The organism is Pseudomonas sp. NPDC089741 (assembly GCF_044748825.1).
GTDB lineage: Bacteria > Pseudomonadota > Gammaproteobacteria > Pseudomonadales > Pseudomonadaceae > Aquipseudomonas > Aquipseudomonas helmanticensis.
Map to the genome: position 1 here is coordinate 35,520 of NZ_JBIVGT010000013.1, position 25,703 is coordinate 61,222.

Below are 25,703 nucleotides of genomic sequence, written 5' to 3' on the forward strand. Positions count from 1 at the left end.
TTTGATCTTCACTATCCCCCAACCTTATCGCGCACCATTCAGCCTCTGCCGTATTCGTTGTGACCGAAAGCCGCGTGCCTGACACTCGGGGTCAATACTGGCCTGCTGGAGTTGCCGCGATGAATGAGTCTGTGCGTTTCGAAGATAAAGTCGTAATCGTCACCGGAGCCGGTGGTGGCCTCGGTCGCGCCCATGCGCTGCTGTTCGCCAAGCAGGGCGCCAAAGTGCTGGTCAACGACCTCGGCGGCTCGACGCAGGGCGAGGGCGCGAATGCTTCCGCTGCCGATCGCGTGGTCGCGGAAATCCGTCAGGCCGGCGGCATCGCCGAAGCCAACCACGACTCGGTCACCGACGGCGACAAACTCGTACAGAACGCTCTCGATGCCTTCGGCCGCGTCGACGTGGTGGTCAACAACGCCGGCATCCTGCGCGACAAGACCTTCCACAAAATGGACGACGCCGACTGGGATCTGGTGTATCGCGTCCACGTCGAAGGCGGCTACAAAGTCACCCGCGCCGCATGGCCGCATCTGCGCGAACAAAACTACGGCCGCGTGATCTTCACGGCTTCGACCTCGGGTATCTACGGTAACTTCGGCCAGTCCAACTACGGCATGGCCAAACTCGGCCTCTATGGTCTGACCCGCACCCTGGCCATCGAAGGTCGCAAGAACAACATTCTGGTCAACGCCATCGCGCCAACCGGCGGCACGCGCATGACCGAAGGCTTGATCCCGCCACAAGTGTTCGAGCAACTCAAACCGGAACTGGTCAGCCCGTTGGTGGTGTACCTGGCGAGCGAACAGTGCCAGGAGACTTCCGGATTGTTCGAAGTCGGTGGCGGCTGGATGGGCAAAGTGCGCTGGGAACGCAGCCTGGGCGCCGGGTTCGATCCGCGTGCGGGTTTCTCGCCTGAGGACGTTGCCGCGCATTGGCAGCAGATTTGCAATTTCGAAGGGGCGGCGCATCCGAAGGACAATATCGAGGCGCTGAAGGAAATGATGGCGAATTTGCAGAAGTACTCTTTGTAATCGCAGCGAAAGCGAGCAGGCGTTGAAGCCTGCTCGCTTTTTTTTCATTCCTCGGTTTTGAATCCGGGTTTTCCGTTGGCTGCGCGCCAGGCTTTAATGGCTCCTAATACGCCTTCTGGGCTGTCCTCTACACCCTCTTCCGGGTAGTAAAGAATGTTTGTGTTATTTGGATGTTCAGAGGTGTCAACGATGTTGTCGACGATTGCGTCGTGCTCTCTTTCTGACGAGTAATTGCCTTCAAATAGTCGGTTGATTAGCTCGATATATTCCGACTCTGTGTACTCTGATAACGCATTTTTAAACTTCAATTCGCAATGTGCCTTTTTTGTTGTTGTTTTGAATCCAGGTTTTCCGTTGGCCAGTCGCCAATCTTTAATGGCAGATAGAACTCCGGCAGGACTATCTTCAATACCTTCTTCGGGGTAGTAGAGCACTCCGGTTCCATTCGGGTGTTCGGAGGTTTTTACGATGTGATCGACAAACTCGTCATGCTGTTCTTCCGAAGGAAATTTCCCTTTAAATAAGCGCTGTATGATTTCTAGATATTCGGCCTCTGTATAGTCTGTTAGCGCATTTTTTAACTTCAATTAAAAATCTGCCTTTTTATTATTGTTGTGTTTTGAATCCAGGTTTCCCATTGACAGTGCGCCAGGATTTTATAGTTTCTAATACCCCAGCTGGACTGTCGTCCGTACCGTCCTCGGGATAGTAAAGAACGTCTGTTCCATTGGGGTGCTCAGACGATAGAATAATCTCGTTGACAATAGCGTCGTGTTCTTTCTCTGATGAGTAATCGCCCTCAACCAAACGATTGATGAGAGATATGTACTCTGCTTCTGTATATTCCTCAAATTTCTTATTAGGCTTCATTTTTTAATTTTCTCATTCTTGAATGGGTTTCAATGTGCTGCTTGGGTGTGAGTATGCGAAGATTGTCTACGTCATACACCGAGCCACCATCGAAAATAGGCTCAATATGATGAATATCTAGTTTGATTTTTCCTCCAATTCGTTCTGATCCAGAGGCAGTCGGTGAAAGCCCTCGTTTTATGTCGAATTTGTTAAATCGAGAAAACTGTTCAATCAGAAAAGCATCATTTGCAACCGCTTTCCAAAACGCCCTGCGAAACGCCCTGAAACTCGAAAACTCCCGCCCTCGAAACTTATGCGCAATCTGCGCCGGGATCGGGGCGCCTTCCGGGGTTTTTGCCGCTGCCAACCAATTGCTCGAAACCGCCTGTCCCATTCCGCTGACCACCCCGGAATCCTGCCTTCGATCTCGGAACATCGTGAAGATGGGCGGTAGCCCGGAGTCGATCGGGAAGACGGTGATCCAGCCACCGAATCCGTATTGATCCCATACCGGGTTGAGATCGATCCGACCGCTGTCGGCGGTTACCTCGGCGCCTTCGTAGATCGGCAAATCCATTTCGACCTGAGGGGCTTCGGTCGAAGGATTCAGCGGCGCGACCAATGGCGTCCAAGTGACCGTGGGGCCCTTCGCTCCAATGTCAGCGGCGCTCGAAACGTAAAGGTTTTTCTGCGCATCAAACCGCGCCAGTCTCACTGGCACTGTGTGCGGGACAACCACGCCATCAGTGCTGACGACGACAATGTCGACACGGTTGCCCAGCGACCTTGAGCCAAGCCGCACCGGCAGATCGACGGCACCGCCGGAGGCTGCCAATTGATACAGATCGACTGCCAGGTCAGGCGCAAGCTCTGCAAGAGGAACGCTCGCGGAATAGAGATCGCCGTTGCCCAGATCGGAGGGGACCAATAACGCGGCGAAACCCACCACAAACGGCACGGCGAAGGTGGAAGCGGCTGCTACCGCAAGGGCTACACCCGTGCGCAGCGAGGTCTGCAGTGCCGCCGTCGTGGTTGCAGGGTTGGCAATAACGCCCAGTGTTCCGGCGAAGGTCGGGCCAAAAGCTGCGGCTGCGCCGGCATTGGCGAATGTCGGGCTTGTCCAGCGCGCTTCGCTTTGTTGCTGCCATTCGGCGTGCAGGCGTTTGCGCTCGGCATGCTCTTGAGCCTGCGCCCGGGCTTTGCGGCGTGCCTGTTTCTGGTTTTTTCTTTTCACTGATCGATCGGCTTTTTGTTGCTGTTCGATACGGGCTTTTTCAGTCTTCTGCCGGGCTTCCTGCGCGGTACGGACTCCGTCGGCTTCAGTCTGGCGTTGCTGTTCGGCCAGCACTTCGAGCCGCCTCTTCTCAGCGACGATGTGTTGCGCGGCGGCTTCGGCAGCAACACGCGCCTGCTCGGCAGCCACACGCTGCGCCTCGGCCAATGCCGCCAGTCGAGCCTGCTCGCGTGCCTGGATTTCTGCCTGTTCCTGCTGGCGACGGACTTGTTCCTGCAGGTCTCGCTGACGCTGTTGCTCGACGGCGATTCGTGCCTGTTCTGCCGCCTGGCGCGTGGCTTCTGCTGCGAGGTTCTGCGTGTGGTCGTTGGCTTGTACCGCTGCGAGCCATTGGTGCACGCTGATCTGTTGTTGGTGCAGAACCGCCAGCGTCTGGGTCAGCAGGCGGGCTTCGAGTGCCGCGCGGTAGGACTGTTTCCACAGATTCATGCCCGGGCCGTCGGGCCGTAAGCGGTTGTCGATGACATTGGCGCGAGCAAGAAACTGATCGGCGCTTTTGTTAGTTGGGTCGCTGCCGTAAAACTGCTGTGACAAGGCTGTCTGGTGCTGCAGTTGCTGATTCTTGCGTTGAATCAGTTTGTTGCGTACGCCCAACTCGCGAATGATTGCGGCCGCCGGTGGCAACGGCTGTGTGGACTCTTCCAGACGCGTGGCGGCCAGTTCCACTTCAATGGTCTGGGGGATCTGTTCGGTTCTGCTTTTGAACTCGCGTTCTTGCGGGATGATGAAACTTTGCAGTATCGGTTGATAACGCGCCGGACTTCGCACAGTACCGAACGTGCCGCCATGGCGGTAATGATCGACTGTGCCGGAAGTTGGCAGCATCGACGGCGGCAAAGTACCTATTGTATGAACCGGTTCCGTTAATTCAAACGGTGGAGGCCTTTGCATATTCATATCCTTTTGAATGTGCATTTTTGGAAGTCGAAACTTCACAGAAGCTGGTCGCCTCTGCCATTTGAAGTTACAGCGAAAGTGCTTCGGAAGTGTCCGGGAGGGGTGTGGGTGTTTGCTGTGGATAAAGTATGAAGTTTCAGCGCGGTGGCTTTAAGCCTGGGAAGTTCTTACACGGAGTCGGACATTTCCTGCATGAAATCAGGAAAGGTATTTCATGCGCCCATAAAAAAGGCCGCTGCAAACGCAGCGGCCAAGGTAAGACGTTGGATCAAGGAGCTACAAATCAACGTCAGTGAACAGCGGGGCGGTCAATCGAATGCTTCGATTCACCTGAAATCTGTTGCCAATCGCTTCGCTGACTGAGCGTAGCTGGCATTGTGCTTTGCGACGTATTCCGTGAAAGCCCGCTCAGAATAAGGTCTTGGAGTTGTAGGAAAAATAGCGATTCCGGACATGCACTGTTGCGGGGCATGCAACAGTCCGGTGGCCGATTGCGCACCATGCATTGCGCTGATGATCGTCCATCCAGCCGGTCCATGGCGCGCGGAAAGCCCCGTGCGGTGCGGGCATTCATCCTTTCGAGCGACAACGCGAATACCTCCTTGGTGCGCTTATCGACCTGCTCGCCCGGCAGTAGGGTGGGGCCTTCTGTCACTCACCGGGGAAGACGCATGACAAAAACAACAATGCGCGCCATCTTCACACCGCAGGCGCTGGCAGCCGCGGTGGCTCTGGGTTGCTGCGCCCAGGCGCACGCGGTTTCGTTCAACATCGGGGAAATCGAAGGCACGTTCGACTCGTCGCTGTCGGTGGGCGCGAGTTGGGGCCTGCGCGATGCCGACAAGTCGCTGGTCGGTACGGTCAACGGTGGCACGGGCCAATCTTCGACCGGTGATGACGGGCGCCTGAACTTCAAGAAGGGCGAGACGTTCTCGAAAATCTTCAAAGGCATCCACGACCTCGAACTGAAGTACGGCGACACCGGTGTGTTTGTGCGTGGCAAGTATTGGTACGACTTTGAATTGAAGGACGAAGACCGCGAGTTCAAGCCGATCAGCGACAGTGGCCGCAAGGAGGGCGCGAAGTCGTCTGGCGCGCAGATTCTCGATGCCTTTGTCTATCACAACTACACCATCGCTGATCTGCCGGGCACCGTGCGCGCGGGCAAGCAGGTGGTGAGCTGGGGTGAAAGTACCTTCATCGGCAACTCGATCAACAGCATCAACCCGATCGACGTCTCAGCCTTCCGCCGCCCGGGCGCAGAGATCAAGGAGGGCCTGATTCCGGTGAACATGCTGTTCGGCTCGCAGAGCCTCACCGACAAACTTTCGGTCGAAGGCTTCTATCAACTGGAATGGGACCAGACGGTTCTCGACAACTGCGGCACGTTCTTTGGTGTCGACGTCGCGGCGGACGGCTGCAACAACGGCTACACCGTCGGCAGCCCGGCGATTGCGCCGCTGGCCCCGCTGGCAGCGGCGTTCGGCCAACCCATCGAAGTGACCCGCGAGGGCGTGGTGGTGCCCCGTGGCGGCGACCGTGACGCGCGCGATTCCGGGCAGTGGGGCACAGCGCTGCGCTGGCTGGGCGACGACACCGAGTACGGCCTCTATTTCATGAATTACCACAGCCGCACGCCAACAGTCGGTACCACCACGGCAGGTCTGTCGACGCTGGCGACATTGCCGGCGATGGTCGGCATCGCCAACGGCCTGGCGCCTGGCAGCGGTTCGGGCCTGGCGCAAAGCGTGATGCTCGGACGCGGTCAGTATTACCTCGAATACCCGGAAGACATTCGCCTGTATGGCGCGAGCTTTTCCACCACGCTGCCCACCGGTACCGCGTGGACCGGCGAGATCAGCTATCGGCCGAATGCGCCGGTGCAGGTCAACACCAACGACCTGACGCTGGCGCTGCTTAACCCAATTGCCGCTGGCACAGCATCGCCACTGGTGACCACACCGGGTGCAGACAACAAGGGCTATCGCCGCAAGGAAGTCACGCAGATCCAGAGCACCCTCACGCACTTCTTCGATCAGGTATTGGGTGCTGAACGTCTGACCGTGGTCGGTGAAGCGGCGGTCGTGCATGTCGGCGGTCTGGAGTCGCGCAGCCAGCTGCGTTATGGCCGCGACTCGGTCTACGGCCAGTACGGTTTTGGTGGCGACACCGACGGTTTTGTCACCTCGACGTCGTGGGGCTATCGCGCTAGGGCGATCCTTGATTACGCCAACGTGATCGGCGGGATCAACCTCAAACCCAACCTGTCGTGGTCGCATGACGTCGCCGGTTACGGCCCCAACGGCCTGTTCAACGAAGGCGCGAAAGCGATCAGCGTCGGCGTCGATGCCGACTACCGCAACACCTACACCGCGAGCCTCAGTTACACCGATTTTTTTGGTGGCGACTACAACGTCCTCGAAGACCGTGACTTCGTCGCTCTGAGCTTCGGCGTGAACTTCTGATCTGCCCGAGAAGGATGAAAGCAATGCGCAAAATGATTCTGCAATGTGGTGTCCTCGCCCTGAGTCTGCTGGCGGCCAACGTGATGGCGGCGGTGTCGGCGGATGAAGCGAACAAGCTTGGCACCAGCCTGACTCCGCTCGGTGCCGAGAAGGCCGGTAATGCTGACGGTTCGATTCCCGCATGGACCGGCGGCATTCCGAAGAACGCCGGGGCGGTGGACAGCAAAGGCTTTCTCGCCGATCCGTTCGCCAACGAAAAACCGTTGTTCACCATCACCCCGGCCAACGTCGACAAGTACAAGGACAAACTTTCCGAAGGCCAGGTGGCGATGTTCAAGCGCTACCCGGAAACCTACAAGATCCCGGTCTATCCGACGCATCGCACGGTCGCCGTGCCGGCGGACATCTACGAGTCGGCCAAGCGCAGTGCGCTGAACGTGACGACAATCAATGACGGTAACGGCCTGGCCAATTTCACCGGCAATCGCTATTACGCCTTCCCGATTCCGAAGACCGGCGTCGAGGTGTTGTGGAACCACATCACCCGCTATCACGGCGGCAACGTCAAACGCATCATTACTCAGGTGACGCCGCAGACCAACGGCAGCTACACGCCGATCCGCTTCGAAGAAGAAATCGCCGTGCCGCAGTTGATGAAGGATCTCGATCCGGATAAAGCTGCCAACGTGCTGACCTTCTTCAAGCAGTCGGTGACCGCGCCGGCGCGTCTGGCCGGTAACGTGCTGCTGGTGCACGAGACGCTCGATCAGGTGAAGGAGCCGCGTCTGGCCTGGATCTACAACGCCGGCCAGCGTCGGGTTCGGCGTGCGCCGCAAGTGGCGTATGACGGCCCGGGCACTGCGGCGGACGGTCTGCGCACCTCTGACAACTTCGACATGTTCTCCGGCGCACCGGATCGTTATGACTGGAAACTGGTCGGCAAGAAGGAAATGTACATTCCGTACAACAGCTACAAGCTCGATTCGCCGACGCTCAAGTACGACGACATCGTCAAGGCCGGGCACATCAATCAGGACCTGACTCGCTATGAATTGCACCGCGTCTGGGAAGTCATCGGCACGGTGAAACCGAGCGAGCGGCACATTTATGCCAAGCGCCACATGTACATCGACGAGGACAGCTGGCAGGTGGCACTGGTCGATCACTACGATGGCCGCGGCCAACTGTGGCGTGTCGCCGAAGGGCATGCGCAGTACTACTACGATCACCAGGCCCAGGCTTACACGCTGGAAGCGCTCTACGACATCATTGCCGGCCGCTACATTGCCCTGGGGATGAAGAACGAAGAGAAACACAGCTTCGAGTTCGGCTTCGAAGCCAAGGCTGCCGACTTCACGCCATCGGCCCTGCGCGCAGAGGGCGTTCGGTAACGTTTCGGATACATCGGCTGTACAAAAGGCGACCGCACGGTCGCCTTTTTTATGGCTGGCAATCAGCGCGCTGAATACTCGTCAACAAGCTCACTGGACAGGGCTAGGGTGACTGCACAACGATAAAAAGGCTCACCCGATGACCGCCATGACGCCGTGCCTGGATCGCCCCGGATTTCTTCCCCGACTGTCCTCTCATCATCAGGCGCGCGCACGCTTGTGCGAACCATTACTGGCGTCAGCGGCACGGGTGCGGCTGATCTGCGCGCCGGCCGGTAGCGGCAAGAGTGCATTGCTCACCGAATGCCTGTTGCAGGCGCCGGCCCAGTGTTCGCTGCACTGGATAGCGTTGGCGGGGGCCACGATCAGTCGCGGCGAATTCTCTCAGCGGCTGACGCAAGCGCTGGGCCTGATCGCAACGGATGAGGCCGGCCTGCTTGCTGCACTGGCGCGCTGGGCGCAACCGACGTGGCTGTTTATCGACGATTATTGTCGTCAGCCGGATCCGGCGCTGGACGCCTGGCTCGATCGACTGTTGGCGATCAGCAGTCCGGCCTTGATCTGGTGGATCGGCACGCGGCGGCGGCCACAGTGCAACTGGCCGCGCTTGCTACTCGACGATGAGCTGTATGAATGTGAAGCCGCAACACTGGCTCTCACGCAAAGTGAAATCGCCCAGGTGCTGCACCATTTACCAGCCGAACAAGCGCTGAGTGTTGCCGGGCGAATTGGGCAACGTACCGGTGGCTGGTGCGCCGGGGTGCGCATGGCGCTGCTGCAAAAGTGCGACTGGGCGCAGAACAATCAGCCGCAGCAACGGGTGGACACGCTGCTCGATTACTTGCAACACGAACTCTTCAGCAGCCTGTCGCCGGAGCTGGCCGAGGCCTGGCGCGTGTTGGCGCATTTACCGCGTTTCAATAATGAATTGTGTGAGCATCTGTTCGGTGCCGGGGACGGTGCGCAGCTCTTGCGCGCGTTGCAGAGCCTCGGCTGTTTTATCGAACCCTGGCAGGACTCGGCCGAATGGTTGCAGGTTTTTCCGCCGCTGAGCCGGGTGATCCAAGAGTCGCGCTGGCCACAGGGGCGCTCCTGGCATCGGCGCGCGTGCCAATGGTTTACCGCGCGAGAGGACTGGCGTTCGGCGTTCGAACAAGCCTTGCTGGCGGAAGAATTCGAAGTGGCGGTGAGCTTGTTGCAGCACTTCACTTTCGAGCATCTGTTCGATGATCAAACGGTGGTGCTGCTGTTGCGCTTGCATGAGCAGCAAGGTGAAGAATTGACGTTGGGCTCGCCGCAACTGGTCGGCTTGATCACGGCGGCACTGCTGTTCGCCGGCCGTTTTGATCAGGCCGCTGCCAGCATCGAACACATGTCGCGATTTGTCCCGCAACCCTCGGCGCAAAAGCAGCGGCAATGGCTGGCGCGATGGCAGGCGCTGCAAGGCTGGTTGCTGCATTTGCAGGGGCGAATGGCGCCAGCGCGCGAGCATTTCCGCCAAGCGCTGGCCGAGTTGGCAAGCGACGCCTGGCCCGCACGGCTGTTGTGCCTGTCCGGGCAAACCCAGCAAGCCTTGCTCTGTGGCGAACTGGAACTGGCCCATGGCATAAACCGCGAGGCGTTGTGCCTGGCGCGTGCTCAGGGTTCATTGCTGTTCGAAGGTTTGCTCGAACTCGACCATGCGCAATTGCTGGAGCAGCGCGGTGCGCCGGCCCGCGCCGACGATCTGTTGGCCAGCACGCAGGAACTGCTGTGCCAGCGTGAACATCGCCCGGTGCCGTTGCTCGGCCGCATCGCGTTGCGGCGCGGCAGGCTGGCCCTGTGCATGGGCGACGAAGCGCGTGCTGCCGAGTGGTTCCAGCGCGGGCTGGAAGACTGCCAGCGCAGTCACGACAAACGCGTGCTGTATGGTTTTCTCGGGCTGGCGCAACTGGCGGCCAATCAGCAGGATTATGCGCAAGCGTTTGTGCGCCTGCGCGATGCGGAACGGTTGATGCAGCAACGGCAGATTCCGGACACGGTGTATCGCGGCGTGTTGCTGCAGGTCAGCAGTCAATTCTGGTTGCAGCAGGGCCGGGCGGAACTGGCGCATGAAGCGCTGAGCCGAGTTTTACGCCACTTTCACGGGCCGCACGCGCGGCAAGCGCCACCGGCAACCCTTGAGCTGATTCCGCGCCTGGAGTATTTGTTGCTCACGGCCAGGGCGCAAATACAGCCATCGCTGATTGATCTGGCGGAAATCCAGCAGGCGTTGAGCGGCGCGCAACAAAAAGGCATGTTGAGCCTCGAAGCCGAGTTGCACTTGGTGCTGGCGCAACTTGCCTGGCACAAAGGTGAAGTGTCATTGGCACAACGGGCGCTGCAACAGGGCCAGGCGTTGGTCGCGCGGTGTCAGTTGCAGCAGTCGCTGCTCGAGTGGCGCTTGCGTCATCCCGACACAGCGCTGATCCGCGCCGCCGCCGAGCCCTGCGCTGAAACGCCGGCGGTCGCAGCCGAAGCGCTGTTGAGCCGGCGTGAAGTTGAGGTGTTGAAGCTGATTGCCCAAGGCGAATCCAATCAGAAGATCGCCGAGCAACTGTACATTTCCCTGCACACGGTCAAGACCCATGCGCGCAGGATCAACGCCAAGTTAAGCGTGGAGCGCAGAACCCAAGCGGTGGCCAAGGCCAAAGTGCTCGGGCTGTGCTGACGAGGTTGGCGTCGAGGTCAATCAGCCTGCGTCATAACCCATGCGCCAGCTCACCGCGCGCGTTGCCGCGAGCAAACGCTGGGCAGCAGGGCCATTTTCGTCAGCGTGAAACAACGAGGTCGGGCCGACAATTGTCAGTACCGCTGCGATCTGGCCGACGGCATTGAATACTGGCGCCGACAACGCATCGACTCCCGGCATCAGCAGGCCGTGGACATGATGCAGGCCGCGCGCGCGGATCTGTTCGCACTGCGTCGAATAGGCGTTGTCGTCCTTCAGCGGATGATCGGCGACGGCGATTTCCCGTTCGCGCAGCTCATCGGTTTCCCGAGGCGGCAAATACGCGCTGAACACCAGTCCCGTCGATGAACTGAGCAACGGCAGCACCGACCCCAATTGCGTCACCACCGTCACCGCGCGCACCGCCGGTTCGATATGCACCACGGTTGCGCCCTGATTGCCCCACACCGCCAAAAAGCAGGTCTCGTTCAGTTCGTCGCGCAATTCGGCCAGCGGCAGGGCGGCGACTTTCAGCACGTCCATACTGTTCAGTGCAGCGAGGCCTACGCGCAACGCTTCACGGCCAAGACCGTAATGGTTGGTGGCGGCGTTCTGCTCGGCAAATCCCGAGGCGATCAATGCCTGCAGATAGCGATGGACCTTGCTCGCCGGCATCTGCACATGCTCGGCCAGACGCGACAACGACGTCGATGGCGACAACTCGGCCAGGGCCTTGAGGATGTCGGTGCCGACTTCGGCGGAGCGGACTTTCTGTTTGCCGTTGCTGTCGCTGGTTTTTTCCATGGTGCGGCCGGGTTCCGATACGAATGGGCGTCTTTATAGCTTGACGCTGGATAGCGAGCAAATTACGTTATGCGTAATCGAATTACGATAATAACAACCCCGGCGTGCCGAAACCTCTGAGCCAGAGCGATGGGCCACTGCCGACTCCCTGTTCAGGAGGCTCCATGAACCTCGATTCAACCGCTCAGGCGCTGGCGTATCAGTCCGGTTTCGGCAACGAATTCAGCACTGAAGCGTTGCCCGGCGCGCTGCCCGTCGGCCAGAACTCCCCGCAAAAAGCCCCGTACGGCCTCTACACCGAATTGTTCTCCGGCACTGCGTTCACCATGACCCGCAGCGAAGCGCGCCGCACCTGGATGTACCGCATTCAGCCGTCGGCCAATCACCCGGCCTTCGCCAAACTGGAACGTCAATTGGCGGGCGGTCCGTTGGGTGAAGTGACGCCCAATCGCCTGCGCTGGAATCCGCTGGAAATCCCGGCCGAGCCGACCGATTTTATTGACGGTCTGGTGAGCATGGCGGCTAACTCCGGCGCGGAAAAACCGTCCGGCATCAGCATCTACAACTACGCCGCCAACCGTTCGATGGAGCGCGTGTTTTTCAACGCTGACGGCGAACTGCTGTTGGTGCCGCAACTCGGCCGTCTGCGCATCGCCACCGAATTGGGTGTGCTGGAAGTGGCGCCGCTGGAAATCGTCGTGCTGCCGCGCGGCTTGAAATTCCGCGTTGAATTGCTCGACCCACAAGCGCGCGGTTACGTCGCCGAAAACCATGGCGCGCCGCTGCGTCTGCCGGATCTGGGGCCGATCGGCAGCAACGGCCTGGCCAATCCGCGCGACTTCCTGACCCCGGTCGCCGCTTACGAAAACCTCCAGCAACCGACCACACTGGTGCAGAAGTTTCTCGGCCAGTTGTGGGCCACCGAACTCAATCATTCGCCGCTGAACGTGGTCGCCTGGCACGGCAATAACGTGCCGTACAAATACGATCTGCGCCGTTTCAACACCATCGGTACGGTGAGTTTCGATCATCCGGATCCGTCGATCTTTACTGTACTGACCTCGCCGACCAGCGTGCATGGTCTGGCCAACCTCGACTTCGTGATCTTCCCGCCGCGCTGGATGGTTGCCGAGAATACCTTCCGGCCACCGTGGTTCCACCGCAACCTGATGAACGAATTCATGGGCCTGATCCAGGGCGAATACGACGCCAAGGCCGAAGGCTTCGTGCCCGGTGGCGCCTCGCTGCACAGCTGCATGAGCGCACACGGCCCGGACGGTGAGACCTGCACCAAAGCGATCAACGCCGAACTCAAACCGGCAAAGATCGACAACACCATGGCCTTCATGTTCGAGACCAGCCAAGTGCTGCGCCCAAGCCGCTTCGCCCTCGACTGCCCGCAACTGCAATCTACTTACGACGCCTGCTGGGCCACTTTGCCTGCCACGTTCGACCCGACCCGGAGATAACCCATGACGCAGAATTCCATCACCCGCAGCTGGGTCGCTTCAGCCAACGGCCACAGCGATTTCCCGTTGCAGAACCTGCCGTTGGGTGTGTTCAGCACCAACGGTTCGGCGCCGCGTGCAGGCGTGGCGATTGGCGAACACATCTTCGATCTGCAAGTGGCGCTGGAAGCCGGCCTGTTCGACGGAGCTGCGCGCAGTGCAGTGGAAGCCATGCACGGCGGACAGTTGAACGCGTTCTTCGATCTCGGTCGCGAGGCGCGTGTTGCCCTGCGTACGCGCCTGTTGGAACTGTTCAGCGAAGGCAGCACCCTTCGCGGCAACATCGAAGCCCAAGGCGCGAAACTGCTGCCATTGGCGGCCGATTGCCAACTGCATCTTCCAGCACGCATCAGCGATTACACCGACTTCTACGTCGGTATCGAACACGCGCAAAACGTTGGCAAACTGTTCCGCCCGGATAACCCGCTGCTGCCGAACTACAAGCACGTGCCGATCGGTTATCACGGTCGCGCCTCTACCGTGCGCGCCTCCGGAACCGATGTACGTCGGCCGAAAGGTCAGACCTTGCCAGCGGGTGCGAGCAAGCCGACCTTCGGCCCGTGCGCACGTCTGGACTATGAACTGGAACTGGGTATCTGGATCGGCCAGGGCAACGAGATGGGCGATTCGATCGCCATCGGTGACGCCGCTGATCACATTGCCGGTTTCTGTCTGCTCAACGACTGGTCGGCGCGCGATATCCAGGCTTGGGAATACCAGCCACTGGGGCCGTTCCTGTCGAAGAGTTTCATCACCAGCGTCTCGCCATGGGTCGTCACGGCAGAGGCGCTGGAGCCGTTTCGCACCGCGCAACCGGCGCGTCCTGAAGGTGATCCGCAGCCGCTGCCGTATCTGTTCGATAAACGCGATCAGGACGGCGGTGCCTTCGACATCGAACTGGAAGTGCTGTTGCTCACCGAAACCATGCGCGAGCAAAATCTGCCGGCCCATCGCCTGACCCTGAGCAATACCCGTTACATGTACTGGACCGTCGCGCAGATGGTTGCGCATCACAGCGTCAACGGCTGCCAGTTGCAGGCCGGTGACCTGTTTGGTTCGGGCACCTTGTCCGGCCCGGAAAACGGTCAGTTCGGCAGCCTGCTGGAAATCACCGAGGGCGGCAAAAAGCCGATCGAACTGGCGTCTGGCGAAGTGCGTAAATTCCTTGGAGACGGTGACGAAATCATCCTCCGTGCGCGTTGTGCCCGTGACGGTTTTGCCTCGATCGGTTTCGGCGAATGCCGCGGCAAAGTGCTCGCGGCGCGCTGACAGGAGCGGCTTATGGATCTCTATACCTACTACCGTTCGACCTCGTCGTACCGGGTGCGCATCGCGCTGGCGTTGAAGGGCCTCGACTATCAGTCCTTGCCGGTCAACCTGATCGCAGCGGCCGGTGGCGAGCATCGGCAAGCGGCGTATCTGGCGATCAATCCACAGGGGCGGGTGCCGGCGCTGCGCACCGATAATGGCGAGTTGCTGATTCAGTCGCCGGCGATCATCGAGTATCTGGAGGAGCGTTATCCACAGGTGCCGTTGTTGCCGGAAGATCTGGTTGCCCGCGCCCATGTGCGCGGCGTCGCGGCGGTGATCGGTTGCGATGTGCATCCACTGCACAACGTCAGTGTGCTCAATCGTCTGCGCCAGTCGGGGCAGGAAGAGCCGCAGGTGGTGGAGTGGATCAGCCACTGGATCCACCAGGGGTTGGCGACGGTGGAGCAGTTGATTGGTGATAGCGGTTTCTGTTTCGGCGAGTGGCCGTGTGTGGCGGATGTGTATCTGATTGCGCAGTTGTACGCGGCTGAGCGGTTCAATGTTTCGTTGGAGGCGTACCCAAAAATTCGCCGCGTTGCTGCATTGGCGGCTGAGCATCCGGCATTCATCAAAGCCCATCCCGCGAATCAACCTGACACCCCGTAACCAAAATTGTGACTGATCGTTCCCACGCTCTGCGTGGGAACGCATCCGGTGACGCTCTGCGTCACAGTGGACGCAGAGCGTCCCCGGCGGCATTCCCACGCGGAGCGTGGGAACGATCCGGTTGCCACAGCAAAAAATCATAAAAACAAAACAGGTACCTTGCGATGCATAACCAGATTGCCAGCTTCCGCGCGGCACTCGACGCCCGTCCTGTGTCCCGCTATCAGTGGTTGCTCTTGATCCTGCTCGCCTTGCTGCTCGTCACCGATGGCTATGACGCGCAGGTACTCGGTTACGTTGTCCCGGCACTGGCGCAGGACTGGGGTCTGGAAAAAGCCGCATTCGGACCTGTTTTCAGCGCCAACCTGTTGGGCCTGACCATTGGCTCGCTGGTGGTAACGCCATTGGCCGACCGTTTCGGCGTACGCCGGATTCTGCTCGCCTGCGTGCTGATCTACGCCACCCTCACAGTGCTGATGGTGTTCGCCGATTCGCTGAATACGTTGATGATTGCGCGCTTCATCTGCGGCATCGGCATGGGCGGTGCGATGCCCAGCGCGATGGCGTTGATGTCGGAATATTCGCCGCCGCGCCTGCGCACCTTGATGGTGACACTGGCCGCCTGCGGCTTTTCTTTCGGCGGTGCGGCGGGTGGTTTTGTCGCGGCCGGGTTCATCGATCAGTTCGGCTGGCAGGCGGTGTTCCTCGCGGGCGGCGTGACGCCGTTGCTGCTGTTCCCGTTTCTCTGGTGGATGCTGCCGGAATCGCTGCCACGCCTGCTGCGTGATGCGCCACCGTATGCGCGCCTGTGCAAAGTCACCGCGCGGATGCTGCCGGACTGGCAACCGCCAATTGCCTCCGTCGAACAGAACGAGCGCGAGCAGGGCAGCAAACTGACTGTGGTCGAGTTGTTCCGCAACGGCTACGCGCGCCCGACGTTGCTGATCTGGGCGACGTTTTTCGTCAGCCTGATCCTGCTGTATTTCATGATCAGCTGGCTGCCGACGCTGTTGCTGGAAAGTGGCCTGAAGCTCAACGAAGCCAATCTGGTGACGTCGATGTTTCTGTTCGCCGGTACTCTGGGGGCGATTTGCATGGCCTGGTTCGCCGACCGTTTGAAACGCAAAGTTCGCCTGTTATCCGGCGTGCTTGCCGGAGCTGCGTTGTGCACGATTCTGCTCGGGCTCAATCACGACAATCCGCGTTATCTGGTGGCCTGCGTGTTTGCCGCCGGCTTCTGCATCATCGGCGGGCAACTGACGCTGAATGCGTTCGCCAGCAATTTCTACCCGGCGCATGTGCGTGCGACCGGCACTGGATGGGCATTGGGTGTGGGACGGTTCGGTTCGATTCTCGGGCCGCTGTTCGGCAGCCTGCTCCTGGCGATGCACATTCCCGTGGCGCAGATTTTCTTCTTCTGTGCGATTCCGGCCGTCATTGCTGCACTGCTGATCATTCAGGTGCGTTCGCCTGCCGACACAGCGCAATCTCCTGTGGGAGCTAGCCTGCTAGCGAAGAACGATAACGCGGTTTAACTGAAAGACCGAGCCGCCTGCTTCGCTAGCAGGCTAGCTCCCACAGGGTATTCAGTGGACAACGGAGTTGGGCGGGAGGTGGCCGAGCCGTTCGGTCAGGCGCAGTCGCTGGATCGGGTCGTCGCTCAGCAACAGGGCATGCTCAAGGTCGAAACGTTCGGCATTCGGGCAATCCAGCCGCTGATACAGACTGGCCCGCGCCAGGTAATCGGCGGCAGCGCCGTTGCCCAGTTCGAGTACGCGTTCGGCGTCGATCAGCGCGGCAATAAAGTCGTCCTGCGTCAGGTGCAACTGGCGCAGGTTGCGCGACAGGCGCTGGAGCATCTGCTGGGGTGAGGCGGTCAGCAAGTGCTCGGCGGAGAGCTTCATGTTCGGCCCGTATTGGCGCTGTAACAGCTCGCGACAATCATTCGGGTACAGGCGTCGACCGCCGCAAGGATCGAGCAAATGATCCGCGCCGGGTACGCGCAATAAAAAGTGCCCGGGAAAATTGACCCCGACCAGCGGAATCTCCAGACCATGCGCCAGTTCCAGAGCAATCAGTGCCAGCGCCAAAGGCTGACCGCGTCGCGTCTGCAAGACTTTATGCAGTAACGCCGCCTGTGGGCGCAATGGCAGGAAGTCGTCCTGAGCGAATCCCAATTCAATCATGCGCCGCAGCAGCGGCTGCGCCAGTTCGCTGACCGATAGCATGGGCAAGCCGTAACTGACCTTCTGTTGCAGCTCTTTGAAATCCAGCAGGAGTGCAGCGGGATCAACCTCTTTCTCATGCTCGGCCGCGATCCACAGCGCAGCTTCCAGCAGCGCGGGCGGTGAACGGTGCAGACACTCGAAAAAGCGTTGGCGCGGACTCATTGAAATCTCCGGGGTATGCCTCGTTTTAGCCCCGTGCGCAAGATTCGTCCAGTGGCTCGCGGCAAGGGCGGCGAGATATGCCGTAAAGCCATCGTTAGCAGCGCCGCTTATTCCGGCGCGCTCCAGCAATTTTCAGGCGCGAGCCTATACTGGCGTTCTACAAGAAGTGATTCGGGAGCCCAACGATGTTTGCTCTCATGCAAAGCACTCGCCTGGAATCGCTGCACCTTAGCGTTGACCCGGTGTCCGGGTTGAAGGCGGTCATTGCCATCCATAACAGTCGCCTCGGGCCAGCCCTTGGCGGATGTCGTTATCTTGCCTATCCCAATGACGAATCCGCTGTCGAGGACGCCATTCGCCTCGCTCAGGGCATGAGCTACAAAGCCGCTTTGGCGGGTCTGGAGCAGGGCGGCGGAGTTGCGGTGATCGTGCGCCCGGCGCATGTGGAAAACCGTGGCGCGCTGTTTGAAGCGTTCGGTCGCTGCATCGATCAGCTCGACGGCCGCTACATCACCGCCATCGACAGCGGCACTTCCGTGGCGGACATGGATTGCATTGCCCAGCAGACCCAGCATGTCACCAGCACCACGTCGGCCGGAGACCCGGCGCCGCATGCGGCGATGGGCGTGTTCACCGGTATTCGCGCGACGGCCATGGCGCGGCTGGGCAGCGATAACCTCGAAGGTTTGCGCGTGGCGATTCAGGGGTTGGGCAACGTCGGTTTTGCCCTGGCCGAACAACTGCACGCGGCGGGCGCCGATTTATTGGTCAGCGATATCGACCACGGCAAAGTGCAATTAGCGATGGAACAACTCAACGCACATCCGATCGCCAACGACGCGCTGCTCAGTACGCCTTGCGACATTCTTGCGCCGTGCGGTCTGGGTGGGGTGTTGAACAGTCATACGGTTACGCAACTGCGCTGTTCAGCGGTGGCGGGATCAGCGAACAATCAACTGACGCACCTGGACGTGGCTGATCAGCTGGAGCGGCGCGGGATTCTCTATGCGCCGGATTATGTGATCAATGCCGGTGGGCTGATTTATGTGTCGTTGAAACATCGTGGCGAGGAATTGACGACGATTACCGCGCATCTGTCGAAGATCAGTTCGCGGTTGACCGAGGTGTTTGCGCATGCGCAGGCGGAGAAGCGTTCGCCGGCGCGGGTGGCGGACGAGTTGGCAGAGCGGGTTTTGTATCGGTGACGGGGAAGATCAAAAGATCGCAGCCTTCGGCAGCTCCTACAGGGGCTGCGATCCTTTGTTGATTACTTCGGGGCCTTTGCTGCTTTGGCTGGCTTCGCCGGCGCTTCAGCAGAGTCTGCAGCTTCAACATTCTCGACAGGCTCTGCCGGTGCATTGAGCAGCTCCGACAGCGCGTCAGGCTGGCTCTTGAACGCGCGGGCAAACACATCGCGGTTCTTCGCCATGTAGATCCCGGCTTCTTCCACTTGCTGTTCAGTCAGGGACGGAACGGCTTTTTGCAGGACATCGGCCAGATATTCGGCCAGCTCGAGCATTTTGTCATGACGGTCAGCTTCGGCTTTATCCATGAACAAGCGCTCCAGATCTCGGCTGCTGCGGTATACCACTTCGACGGCCATTCACCACCTCACATGCCTTCACATTAAGTTGTCTTGACGACTACTGTATCCATATACAGCGAAAAGGATAAGCGAATCCCTGCGCCATGGGTAGTGGCTTTTGAATGTAGACCGGATTTCGGGTTTGTCAGGGGGATCGTGTTGAGGCCATTCGCGAGCAGGCTCGCCCCCACAGGGGGCGGTGCACAGCGAATACCTGCGACCAAACGCCACGGCGCGGGTTTGGCGGCGGCTCGCCATGATGGCGTGGCCTCTTTTCTGCATGACAAGCGTTACGTGCAGAAAACCGTCACGTCCAACACGCATCATCCGCTCGAATCGGGCTAAGGAACATCATCGTGAAAATCAACTGGGCCGAGAAACTGCGGCAAAACGTGCATCAACTGGCCGAGTCCCTGGGCAACCTGTTCGTCGAAACCTTCCACTACCTGGCGCTGTTTGCCATCGGTGCAGTGACGGCGTGGGCCGCGGTGATGGAGTTTCTCGGCATGCTCGAGGAAGGCCACATCAAGATTGATGACATTCTGTTGCTGTTCATCTATCTGGAACTGGGGGCTATGGTCGGGATTTATTTCAAGACCAATCACATGCCGGTGCGCTTCCTGATCTACGTGGCGATCACCGCGCTGACGCGCCTGCTGATCTCCAACGTCTCGCACCACAACCCGCCGGACATGGGCATCATCTACCTGTGCGGCGGGATTCTGCTGCTGGCGTTCTCGATTCTGGTGGTGCGTTACGCCTCGTCACAATTTCCTTCGGTGAAAATCGACAAACCGCAACGCAAACTCGGCGCCGGCTCCAGCGAGCATCCTGAAGTCGAGAAAGGCGAACTTTAAAGTCCCGCGACTTGCCGGGATTGGCCGAGGACTTGTGGTGGCGGGGTCAGCCCGTCGCCATTGGTCATCGCCTCGAGGATCGCCATGGCGCTGTGGCCCTGTTCGATGGCGATGCCGAATTGGATGCTTTGCACCAGACGCTTGAGGCGCGCCGGATCGTTGCGCTGCTCGGCACTGATCATGCGTTTGGCGACGATATGGCCGCTGTTGGACAGGGTCAGCATGATGCTGCCGTCCAGGCCCTGAATGCTCAGGTTGATCTGATAGTCCGGCGCGAAGGCATCGGTAATGATCTGAAAGGGATTGTCCATGATGCGTCACCGCCTGATTGAACGTGCAGTTGTTGACCGGCCATGATCGGGTTGGTTCGCCATACCAGACCATCGGCCATTCCGTGTCCTGTACTGGTTTCATGTAGGAGCTGCCGGAGGCTGCGATCTTTTGCTCTTCAATGTTTTGATTTCGGTCATGAAGATCAAAAGATCGCAGCCTCGTTTCACTCGACAGCTCCTACAGGGGGGAGTTTGCAAGGGCTGTGCCGGGAAATTTGTCGAACAATGAACATGGGGATAAAAAAGGCGAGCCACATGGCTCGCCTTTTTTTGTAGCGCGTTTTCAGGGCAGGAATGAATAGATGATCGCTGACAGTGCAATCAGGCCGATCAGCACCACGAACACGTTGGAAACCTGACCCGAATACTGGCGCAAGGCTGGCACGCGGCGGATGGCGTACATCGGCATCAGGAACAACAGACAGGCAATCACCGGCCCGCCAAACGCTTCGATCATGCCGAGGATGCTCGGGTTGAACGTGGCCACTGCCCAGCACGCGAGAATCATGAACAGTGCAGTCACCCGGTTCAGCCAGTTCGCCGACATGACGCGGCCACGGCCGCGCAGGCTTTTCACGATCAGACCCTGAAAGCCTTCGCTGGCGCCGATGTAGTGGCCGAGGAAGGATTTGGTGATCGCCACCAACGCAATCAGTGGCGCAGCGTAAGCGATCACCGGGGTCTGGAAGTGGTTGGCCAGGTACGACAGGATCGAAATGTTCTGCGCCTTCGCTGCCGCGAGATCCGCCGGCGACAACGCCAGCACACAGCTGAAGCAGAAGAACATCACCGTCACCACCATCATGCCGTGCGCCATGGCGAGGATGCCGCTGCTCTTGCGTTCGGCTTGGTCGCCGTAGCGCTGTTTCTGATCCACAGCGAACGCGGAGATGATCGGCGAATGGTTGAACGAAAACACCATCACCGGGATCGCCAGCCACAGCGTTTTGAAGAACACCGACATCGGCATCGATTCTTGAGCGCTGGCGAAGAAGGCGCCGTTCCAGTTCGGGATCAGGCTGACCGCGAGCAACAGCAAGGCGGCGACGAACGGATAGACCAGCACGCTCATGGCTTTGACGATCACGCTCTGGCCGCAGCGGACGATGGCCATCAGACCAAGGATCAGCGCCAGCGAGAGGATCGCCCGGGGTGGCGGGGCGATGTGCAATTGATGTTCGAGGAAACTGCTCAGGGTGTTGGTCAGCGCGACGCTGTACACCAGCAGGATCGGGAAGATCGCAAAGAAATACAGCAGCGTGATCAGCTTGCCGGCACCGATGCCGAAGTGTTCTTCAACCACCTCGGTGATGTCCCCGGAGCGCCCGGACAAGACGAAACGGGTCAGCCCGCGGTGGGCAAAAAAGGTCATCGGGAAAGCCAGCAGCGCCAAAATCAGCAACGGCCAGAAACCACCGACACCGGCGTTGATCGGCAGGAACAAGGTGCCAGCACCGATCGCCGTGCCGTACAGGCCAAGCATCCAGGTGGTGTCGAATTTGCTCCAGCCCTTGTGGGCAGTTTCTGTATTGCGTGTGAGGTCTACAGCGGGATTTTCGGCAGAAGGTGTACGTACATCGGTCATCGTTATCGCCTCGTTATTATTCTTGCTCGGGCTCACGGTTGGCAGACCGTCGAATGCGGTCTGCCGGGGCGGTCAGGCAATGCGCCTCAGCATTCCACCCAGTTCACAGCCAGGCCGCCCCGTGAAGTCTCTTTGTATTTGTCGTGCATGTCGGCGCCGGTATCGCGCATGGTGCGGATCACCCGGTCGAGGGAAATGAAGTGGTTGCCGTCACCGCGCAAGGCCATTTGCGTGGCGTTGATCGCTTTTACCGCAGCGATGGCGTTGCGCTCGATGCACGGCACCTGGACCAGACCGCCGACCGGGTCGCAGGTCAGGCCGAGGTTGTGTTCCAGGCCGATTTCAGCGGCGTTCTCCAATTGCTCCGGGGTGGCGCCGAGCACGTCGGCCAGGCCGGCAGCGGCCATCGCGCACGCGGAACCGACTTCGCCCTGACAGCCGACTTCAGCACCGGAGATCGAGGCATTTTTCTTACAGAGGATGCCGACGGCGGCTGCACCGAGGAAGAACGCGACGACATCATCGTCAGACGCGTCCGGATTGAATTTCATGTAGTAGTGCAGAACCGCCGGAATGATCCCGGCGGCACCGTTGGTCGGCGCGGTGACCATGCGCCCGCCGGCCGCGTTCTCTTCGTTGACGGCGAGGGCGAACAGGTTGACCCATTCCATCGCCGACAGCGTTGAACTGATGACATTCGGCTTGCCGATTTCCAACAGGCTGCGGTGCAACTTCGCCGCGCGACGCGGCACATTCAGACCGCCCGGCAGGATGCCTTCATGGCGCAAGCCCTGTTCGACGCATTCGCGCATCACCGACCAGATATGCAGCAGGCCCTGACGGATTTCCGCGTCGGAACGCCACGCGCGCTCGTTGGCCATCATCAGCTCGGACACGCGCAGGTTGTGCTGTTTGCACAGCGCCAGCAGTTGCGCGGCGCTGGAAAAATCGTACGGCAACACCACGTCACCGGCTGGTGCGACACCGGATTCGGCTTCTGCCGCTTCGATGATGAAACCGCCGCCGACTGAATAGTAGGTTTGCTCGAACAGCTCGGCGGTTTCGCCGAAGGCGGTCAGCGACATGGCGTTGGGGTGGTAGGGCAGGCTCTCGTCGAGCAGCAGGAGATCGCGCTGCCAGTCGAAGGCAATTTCTCTTCGCCCGGCGAGGCACAGTTGGCCTGTCTCGCGCAGTTGCTGGATGCGTGGATCGATGGTCGACGGATCGATGCTGTCTGGCCATTCGCCCATCAGGCCCATGACTGTTGCGCGGTCGGTGGCGTGACCGACACCGGTGGCTGACAACGAGCCGTACAAACGGATTTCGACACGACGCACATCGTTCAGCAAATGCTGATCGATCAGCGCCTGAGCGAAGGTCGCGGCGGCCCGCATCGGCCCGACGGTGTGGGAACTGGACGGACCGATGCCGACTTTGAATAGATCGAAAACACTGATAGCCATGCTAAACCCTTACAAGCAATGGAGTAGGAATCGCTGCCATTTTTTGTAGGACAAGCGCAATGTCGGCGATACTGCCTACCTCGGTCCTACGTGACTAACGAAACTTCCTAAGTAAGCCTTTAGCAGGACTAAACGATGAGTCGTCAATTGCATGCCCAGACTTACGTCTGGCTGCAGGTGTTTTCCTGTGCCGCGCGGCACCTGTCATTCACCCGTTGTGCAGAAGAGCTGCACATCACTCCCGGAGCGGTCAGCCAGCAGATCCGCCAACTGGAAGAGCGCCTCGGTTTTCGCCTGTTTCATCGGCGTGCCCGTGGCGTTGAGCTGAGCGCAGAAGGCCAGCGGCTGGCGATCACGGTGAACGAGGCCTACGGCAGCATCGACGCTGAGTTGCGTCGCCTCGATGCGGGAATGATCAGCGGAATTTTGCGCGTGCGCTCGATTCCATCGTTCCTCAGCAAATGGCTGACGCCGCGCTTGCCACGTCTGCAACAGCGTTATCCGGACATTCAGTTGCGCCTGGTTGCCGAGGACAGCAGCGTGCCGTTGCACGAGGGCGACTTTGATCTGGCGATCGATCTGAACGACGGCAGTTACCCGGGATTGTTATCCACAGCCTTGCTCGACGAGCAGATTTTCCCGGTGTGCGCGCCGAGTCTGTTGCGTGGGCGACCACCGCTGCATGGCCCGGCGGACCTGGTGCATTTTCCTTTGCTGCACGACATCACCGCCTGGCGTGGCAGTTACGAATATGCCGAGTGGGAGTTTTATCTGCATGCGATCGGCTTTGAAGGCGCCGACGTACGGCGCGGGCACACCTTCAACCGCAATCACCTGACCATCGAAGCGGCGATTGCCGGGATGGGCGTGGCGATCGCCCGGCGTACGTTGCTCAACGATGAACTGGAGCGCGGCACCCTGATCGTGCCGTTCGGCCTGTCGGTGCCCAACCATAAACGTTACGTGTTGCTGTACGCGCCAGGGGCGTTGAGCCATCCGGGCGTGCGTGCGGTACATGACTGGCTGGTCGAAGAGGCGGGGATTTTTCGCGGTTTGCACCCGTTGAATGACGGGCAATTGTGAGCAGATTTTGCCGGGTTGCGAGGCGACCCAACTCCCGACCTTACCAGCGCTTTGCTCGGTTGTCCGACTTTTTTTGCGAATGAATATTTATCTTTTTCCAGGGGTTGAAATGTTCGCCGGTCGGGCCGATTGTTGTAACCAGGAGGTCAGGAAATTCAACTCAAGGCCTCTCACGAGCTAGCTGAAATAAGGGATGGAACTATGCAAATCCAAGTCAACAGCGATAACCATGTTCAAGGCAGTAAACGACTGGAGGAGTGGGTACGTACAACCATTGAGAGCACGCTCGACCGTTATGAAGAAGACCTGACCCGTGTCGAAGTCCACCTGAGCGACGAGAACGGCGAGAAACCAGGTCCCCATGACATGCGCTGCCAACTGGAAGCGCGGCCAAAAGGCCATCAACCGATTTCCGTCACCCATAAAGCCGATTCGCTGGAACAGGCAATCGATGGCGCCGCCGAAAAACTCGAGCACGCGCTGGAGCACCTGTTCGGCAAACTGCGAGGTAAACCACGCGCCGCTGTGGTGCCATTCACGGGCAAAGCCAACGACAAGCTGCTCGCTGAAGAATTTGATGAGAATGAGCAGGCAGCGATCAACAGTTGATGCGCTGATTATTTAATTCACCCAATGAGAACGGGCCTGCTTTTGCAGGCCCGTTTTTGTTTGTGTGGCGGTTATTGCGCAGGGCATGAATGGGCTGCCCCTCACCCCAGCCCTCTCCCTGCGTGAGAGGGGGCCGACCGAATCGTATTGCGAGGTACATCGACCTGAAAGACCGAGTCGATTATGGATTCGGTAAGGCAGAATCAGGTCGGCGTAGCTCGCAAGTATCCCCCAATCAGCCCCCTTTCCCTGTGAGAGAGGGGTCGGCCGAGTCGTATTGCGGGGTACATTGACCGGGAAGACCGAGTCGATTATGGATTCGGTAAGGCACTTTCAGGTCGATGTATTTCTCAAACATCCCGCAATCAGTTCCCTCTCCCTGTGGGAGAGGGTTAGGGTGAGGGCAGTCTTCGAGCTGCCGCAATTTGTATGATCTGCTCCAGTACGTCATCCATCTGCTGAAGTATTTCCAGGTTGCTGAAACGTACGACCTGAATGCCTTGCTGATACAGGTGATTTGTTCGGCGCTGGTCGTATATCAATCCCGACGCTTCATAGTGCTGACCACCGTCCAGCTCAATCGCCAGTTTCAGCTCGGCACAGTAGAAATCCAGCACGTAGGGCGGGGAGGGAAACTGCCGACGAAATTTCAGATTGGCAATTTGGCGGGAGCGAAGCTTTTGCCAGAGCAGGTATTCACAGTCGGTTTGCTGAACGCGTAACTGGCGGGCGAATTGGGCGAGGGTGGGGCGATTTTGCATGCTTCACGATCCTTGTGAAGTTGATTTGAAGTTTTACTGTAGACCATGACCTGCTGACCCTCACCCCAGCCCTCTCCCGTAGGGAGAGGGGGCCGACCGAGGTGTCTTGCGGAGTACATCGACCTGAAAAACCGAGTCGATTATGTATTCGGCAAAGCAGCTACAGGTCGAGTCGATTATGTATTCGGCA

Annotated in this window: 21 protein-coding genes and 2 pseudogenes; 12 read left to right on the top strand and 11 right to left on the bottom strand. The window is 59.3% G+C overall.

The window, feature by feature from the left end:
* Window positions 1-119 precede the first annotated feature (119 nt).
* Window positions 120-1,031: an SDR family oxidoreductase gene (locus ACIPZE_RS14915; RefSeq protein ID WP_400773570.1), complete on the top strand. Its 912-nt coding sequence runs from the start codon at window positions 120-122 to the stop codon at window positions 1,029-1,031.
* A 44-nt stretch (window positions 1,032-1,075) separates the two neighbouring features.
* Here the strand turns inward: ACIPZE_RS14915 and ACIPZE_RS14920 are convergent, their stop codons facing one another.
* The 4 genes and pseudogenes from ACIPZE_RS14920 to ACIPZE_RS14935 form a co-directional block, all read right to left on the bottom strand.
* On the bottom strand, window positions 1,076-1,339 hold the full coding sequence (locus ACIPZE_RS14920) for a bacteriocin immunity protein (RefSeq protein WP_129396093.1): 264 nt from the start codon (window positions 1,337-1,339) through the stop codon (window positions 1,076-1,078).
* 27 nt (window positions 1,340-1,366) lie between these two features.
* A pseudogene (locus tag ACIPZE_RS14925) lies at window positions 1,367-1,618 on the bottom strand (bacteriocin immunity protein); the annotation flags it as partial.
* 19 nt (window positions 1,619-1,637) lie between these two features.
* Window positions 1,638-1,901: a bacteriocin immunity protein gene (locus ACIPZE_RS14930; protein WP_129389283.1), complete on the bottom strand. Its 264-nt coding sequence runs from the start codon at window positions 1,899-1,901 to the stop codon at window positions 1,638-1,640.
* Window positions 1,891-4,113, bottom strand: coding sequence for an S-type pyocin domain-containing protein (locus tag ACIPZE_RS14935; protein WP_400773571.1), 2,223 nt, complete (start codon window positions 4,111-4,113; stop codon window positions 1,891-1,893). The genes ACIPZE_RS14930 and ACIPZE_RS14935 overlap by 11 nt, the downstream gene beginning before the upstream one ends.
* A gap of 632 nt (window positions 4,114-4,745) precedes the next feature.
* Between ACIPZE_RS14935 and ACIPZE_RS14940 the strand changes: the two genes are divergently transcribed.
* The 3 genes from ACIPZE_RS14940 (at window position 4,746) to ACIPZE_RS14950 (ending at window position 10,619) form a co-directional block, all read left to right on the top strand.
* Window positions 4,746-6,539, top strand: coding sequence for a DUF1302 domain-containing protein (locus ACIPZE_RS14940; protein ID WP_283437648.1), 1,794 nt, complete (start codon window positions 4,746-4,748; stop codon window positions 6,537-6,539).
* A 23-nt stretch (window positions 6,540-6,562) separates the two neighbouring features.
* Entirely contained in the window at window positions 6,563-7,930 is a 1,368-nt protein-coding gene (locus ACIPZE_RS14945) for a DUF1329 domain-containing protein (protein WP_400773573.1), read from the top strand.
* A 139-nt stretch (window positions 7,931-8,069) separates the two neighbouring features.
* Complete coding sequence (locus tag ACIPZE_RS14950; protein ID WP_400773574.1) at window positions 8,070-10,619, top strand: LuxR C-terminal-related transcriptional regulator; 2,550 nt, start codon at window positions 8,070-8,072, stop codon at window positions 10,617-10,619.
* A gap of 21 nt (window positions 10,620-10,640) precedes the next feature.
* Here the strand turns inward: ACIPZE_RS14950 and ACIPZE_RS14955 are convergent, their stop codons facing one another.
* Window positions 10,641-11,423, bottom strand: coding sequence for an IclR family transcriptional regulator (locus tag ACIPZE_RS14955; RefSeq protein WP_283437645.1), 783 nt, complete (start codon window positions 11,421-11,423; stop codon window positions 10,641-10,643).
* Between the two features lie 164 nt (window positions 11,424-11,587).
* Here ACIPZE_RS14955 and hmgA point away from each other — a divergent pair, with 164 nt between their 5' ends.
* From hmgA to ACIPZE_RS14975, 4 genes are all read left to right on the top strand, one after another.
* Window positions 11,588-12,892: a homogentisate 1,2-dioxygenase gene (hmgA, locus tag ACIPZE_RS14960; protein WP_129389301.1), complete on the top strand. Its 1,305-nt coding sequence runs from the start codon at window positions 11,588-11,590 to the stop codon at window positions 12,890-12,892.
* Window positions 12,893-12,895: 3 nt separating this feature from the next.
* Window positions 12,896-14,200, top strand: a complete 1,305-nt coding sequence (fahA, locus tag ACIPZE_RS14965; RefSeq protein WP_400773577.1) for a fumarylacetoacetase — start codon at window positions 12,896-12,898, stop codon at window positions 14,198-14,200.
* 12 nt (window positions 14,201-14,212) lie between these two features.
* Window positions 14,213-14,848, top strand: coding sequence for a maleylacetoacetate isomerase (gene maiA, locus ACIPZE_RS14970; RefSeq protein WP_400773580.1), 636 nt, complete (start codon window positions 14,213-14,215; stop codon window positions 14,846-14,848).
* 164 nt (window positions 14,849-15,012) lie between these two features.
* Entirely contained in the window at window positions 15,013-16,383 is a 1,371-nt protein-coding gene (locus ACIPZE_RS14975; protein ID WP_400773581.1) for an MFS transporter, read from the top strand.
* 51 nt (window positions 16,384-16,434) lie between these two features.
* Here ACIPZE_RS14975 and ACIPZE_RS14980 read toward each other — a convergent pair whose 3' ends face one another.
* A complete protein-coding gene (locus ACIPZE_RS14980) occupies window positions 16,435-17,238 on the bottom strand; it encodes a SirB1 family protein (protein WP_283437640.1) in 804 nt (267 codons plus the stop codon).
* 185 nt (window positions 17,239-17,423) lie between these two features.
* Here ACIPZE_RS14980 and ACIPZE_RS14985 point away from each other — a divergent pair, with 185 nt between their 5' ends.
* Window positions 17,424-18,443 (top strand): Glu/Leu/Phe/Val dehydrogenase dimerization domain-containing protein, encoded by a 1,020-nt coding sequence (locus tag ACIPZE_RS14985; RefSeq protein WP_129389316.1) that lies wholly within the window; start codon window positions 17,424-17,426, stop codon window positions 18,441-18,443.
* Window positions 18,444-18,586: 143 nt separating this feature from the next.
* Here ACIPZE_RS14985 and ACIPZE_RS14990 read toward each other — a convergent pair.
* A pseudogene (locus tag ACIPZE_RS14990) lies at window positions 18,587-18,841 on the bottom strand (YebG family protein); the annotation flags it as partial.
* 338 nt (window positions 18,842-19,179) lie between these two features.
* Here ACIPZE_RS14990 and ACIPZE_RS14995 point away from each other — a divergent pair.
* Window positions 19,180-19,680, top strand: coding sequence for a phosphate-starvation-inducible protein PsiE (locus ACIPZE_RS14995; RefSeq protein ID WP_283437638.1), 501 nt, complete (start codon window positions 19,180-19,182; stop codon window positions 19,678-19,680).
* Here ACIPZE_RS14995 and ACIPZE_RS15000 read toward each other — a convergent pair.
* The 3 genes from ACIPZE_RS15000 to ACIPZE_RS15010 all read right to left on the bottom strand — a co-directional run bounded on the left by ACIPZE_RS15000 (window position 19,677) and on the right by ACIPZE_RS15010 (window position 23,060).
* A complete protein-coding gene (locus tag ACIPZE_RS15000) occupies window positions 19,677-19,991 on the bottom strand; it encodes a DUF3509 domain-containing protein (protein ID WP_283437637.1) in 315 nt (104 codons plus the stop codon). The two genes, ACIPZE_RS14995 and ACIPZE_RS15000, sit on opposite strands and share 4 nt — an antisense overlap.
* A gap of 304 nt (window positions 19,992-20,295) precedes the next feature.
* Window positions 20,296-21,597, bottom strand: a complete 1,302-nt coding sequence (locus tag ACIPZE_RS15005) for an HAAAP family serine/threonine permease (protein WP_400773584.1) — start codon at window positions 21,595-21,597, stop codon at window positions 20,296-20,298.
* 86 nt (window positions 21,598-21,683) lie between these two features.
* Window positions 21,684-23,060 carry an L-serine ammonia-lyase gene (locus ACIPZE_RS15010; protein WP_400773586.1) on the bottom strand — a complete coding sequence of 459 codons (1,377 nt, stop codon included), beginning with the start codon at window positions 23,058-23,060 and terminating at the stop codon, window positions 21,684-21,686.
* 135 nt (window positions 23,061-23,195) lie between these two features.
* On the opposite strand from ACIPZE_RS15010, the gene ACIPZE_RS15015 reads away from it, so the two are divergent.
* Both ACIPZE_RS15015 and ACIPZE_RS15020 read left to right on the top strand, forming a co-directional pair.
* A complete protein-coding gene (locus ACIPZE_RS15015; RefSeq protein ID WP_129389330.1) occupies window positions 23,196-24,143 on the top strand; it encodes a LysR substrate-binding domain-containing protein in 948 nt (315 codons plus the stop codon).
* A 201-nt stretch (window positions 24,144-24,344) separates the two neighbouring features.
* On the top strand, window positions 24,345-24,752 hold the full coding sequence (locus ACIPZE_RS15020) for an HPF/RaiA family ribosome-associated protein (protein WP_129389333.1): 408 nt from the start codon (window positions 24,345-24,347) through the stop codon (window positions 24,750-24,752).
* Window positions 24,753-25,144: 392 nt separating this feature from the next.
* Here the strand turns inward: ACIPZE_RS15020 and ACIPZE_RS15025 are convergent, their stop codons facing one another.
* Window positions 25,145-25,513 (bottom strand): endonuclease domain-containing protein, encoded by a 369-nt coding sequence (locus ACIPZE_RS15025; protein WP_400773589.1) that lies wholly within the window; start codon window positions 25,511-25,513, stop codon window positions 25,145-25,147.
* Window positions 25,514-25,703: the final 190 nt, after the last annotated feature.

Excerpts from the sequence above, each read along its gene's own strand:
- ACIPZE_RS15000 (WP_283437637.1), bottom strand. The coding sequence starts at position 19,991 with ATGGACAATCCCTTTCAGATCATTACCGATGCCTTCGCGCCGGACTAT.
- fahA (WP_400773577.1), top strand. The coding sequence starts at position 12,896 with ATGACGCAGAATTCCATCACCCGCAGCTGGGTCGCTTCAGCCAACGGC.
- ACIPZE_RS14915 (WP_400773570.1), top strand. The coding sequence starts at position 120 with ATGAATGAGTCTGTGCGTTTCGAAGATAAAGTCGTAATCGTCACCGGA.
- ACIPZE_RS14950 (WP_400773574.1), top strand. The coding sequence starts at position 8,070 with ATGACCGCCATGACGCCGTGCCTGGATCGCCCCGGATTTCTTCCCCGA.
- ACIPZE_RS15025 (WP_400773589.1), bottom strand. The coding sequence starts at position 25,513 with ATGCAAAATCGCCCCACCCTCGCCCAATTCGCCCGCCAGTTACGCGTT.
- maiA (WP_400773580.1), top strand. The coding sequence starts at position 14,213 with ATGGATCTCTATACCTACTACCGTTCGACCTCGTCGTACCGGGTGCGC.
- ACIPZE_RS15020 (WP_129389333.1), top strand. The coding sequence starts at position 24,345 with ATGCAAATCCAAGTCAACAGCGATAACCATGTTCAAGGCAGTAAACGA.
- hmgA (WP_129389301.1), top strand. The coding sequence starts at position 11,588 with ATGAACCTCGATTCAACCGCTCAGGCGCTGGCGTATCAGTCCGGTTTC.
- ACIPZE_RS14945 (WP_400773573.1), top strand. The coding sequence starts at position 6,563 with ATGCGCAAAATGATTCTGCAATGTGGTGTCCTCGCCCTGAGTCTGCTG.
- ACIPZE_RS14930 (WP_129389283.1), bottom strand. The coding sequence starts at position 1,901 with ATGAAGCCTAATAAGAAATTTGAGGAATATACAGAAGCAGAGTACATA.
- ACIPZE_RS14980 (WP_283437640.1), bottom strand. The coding sequence starts at position 17,238 with ATGAGTCCGCGCCAACGCTTTTTCGAGTGTCTGCACCGTTCACCGCCC.
- ACIPZE_RS14955 (WP_283437645.1), bottom strand. The coding sequence starts at position 11,423 with ATGGAAAAAACCAGCGACAGCAACGGCAAACAGAAAGTCCGCTCCGCC.
- ACIPZE_RS15005 (WP_400773584.1), bottom strand. The coding sequence starts at position 21,597 with ATGACCGATGTACGTACACCTTCTGCCGAAAATCCCGCTGTAGACCTC.
- ACIPZE_RS14975 (WP_400773581.1), top strand. The coding sequence starts at position 15,013 with ATGCATAACCAGATTGCCAGCTTCCGCGCGGCACTCGACGCCCGTCCT.
- ACIPZE_RS14985 (WP_129389316.1), top strand. The coding sequence starts at position 17,424 with ATGTTTGCTCTCATGCAAAGCACTCGCCTGGAATCGCTGCACCTTAGC.
- ACIPZE_RS15015 (WP_129389330.1), top strand. The coding sequence starts at position 23,196 with ATGAGTCGTCAATTGCATGCCCAGACTTACGTCTGGCTGCAGGTGTTT.
- ACIPZE_RS15010 (WP_400773586.1), bottom strand. The coding sequence starts at position 23,060 with ATGGCTATCAGTGTTTTCGATCTATTCAAAGTCGGCATCGGTCCGTCC.
- ACIPZE_RS14940 (WP_283437648.1), top strand. The coding sequence starts at position 4,746 with ATGACAAAAACAACAATGCGCGCCATCTTCACACCGCAGGCGCTGGCA.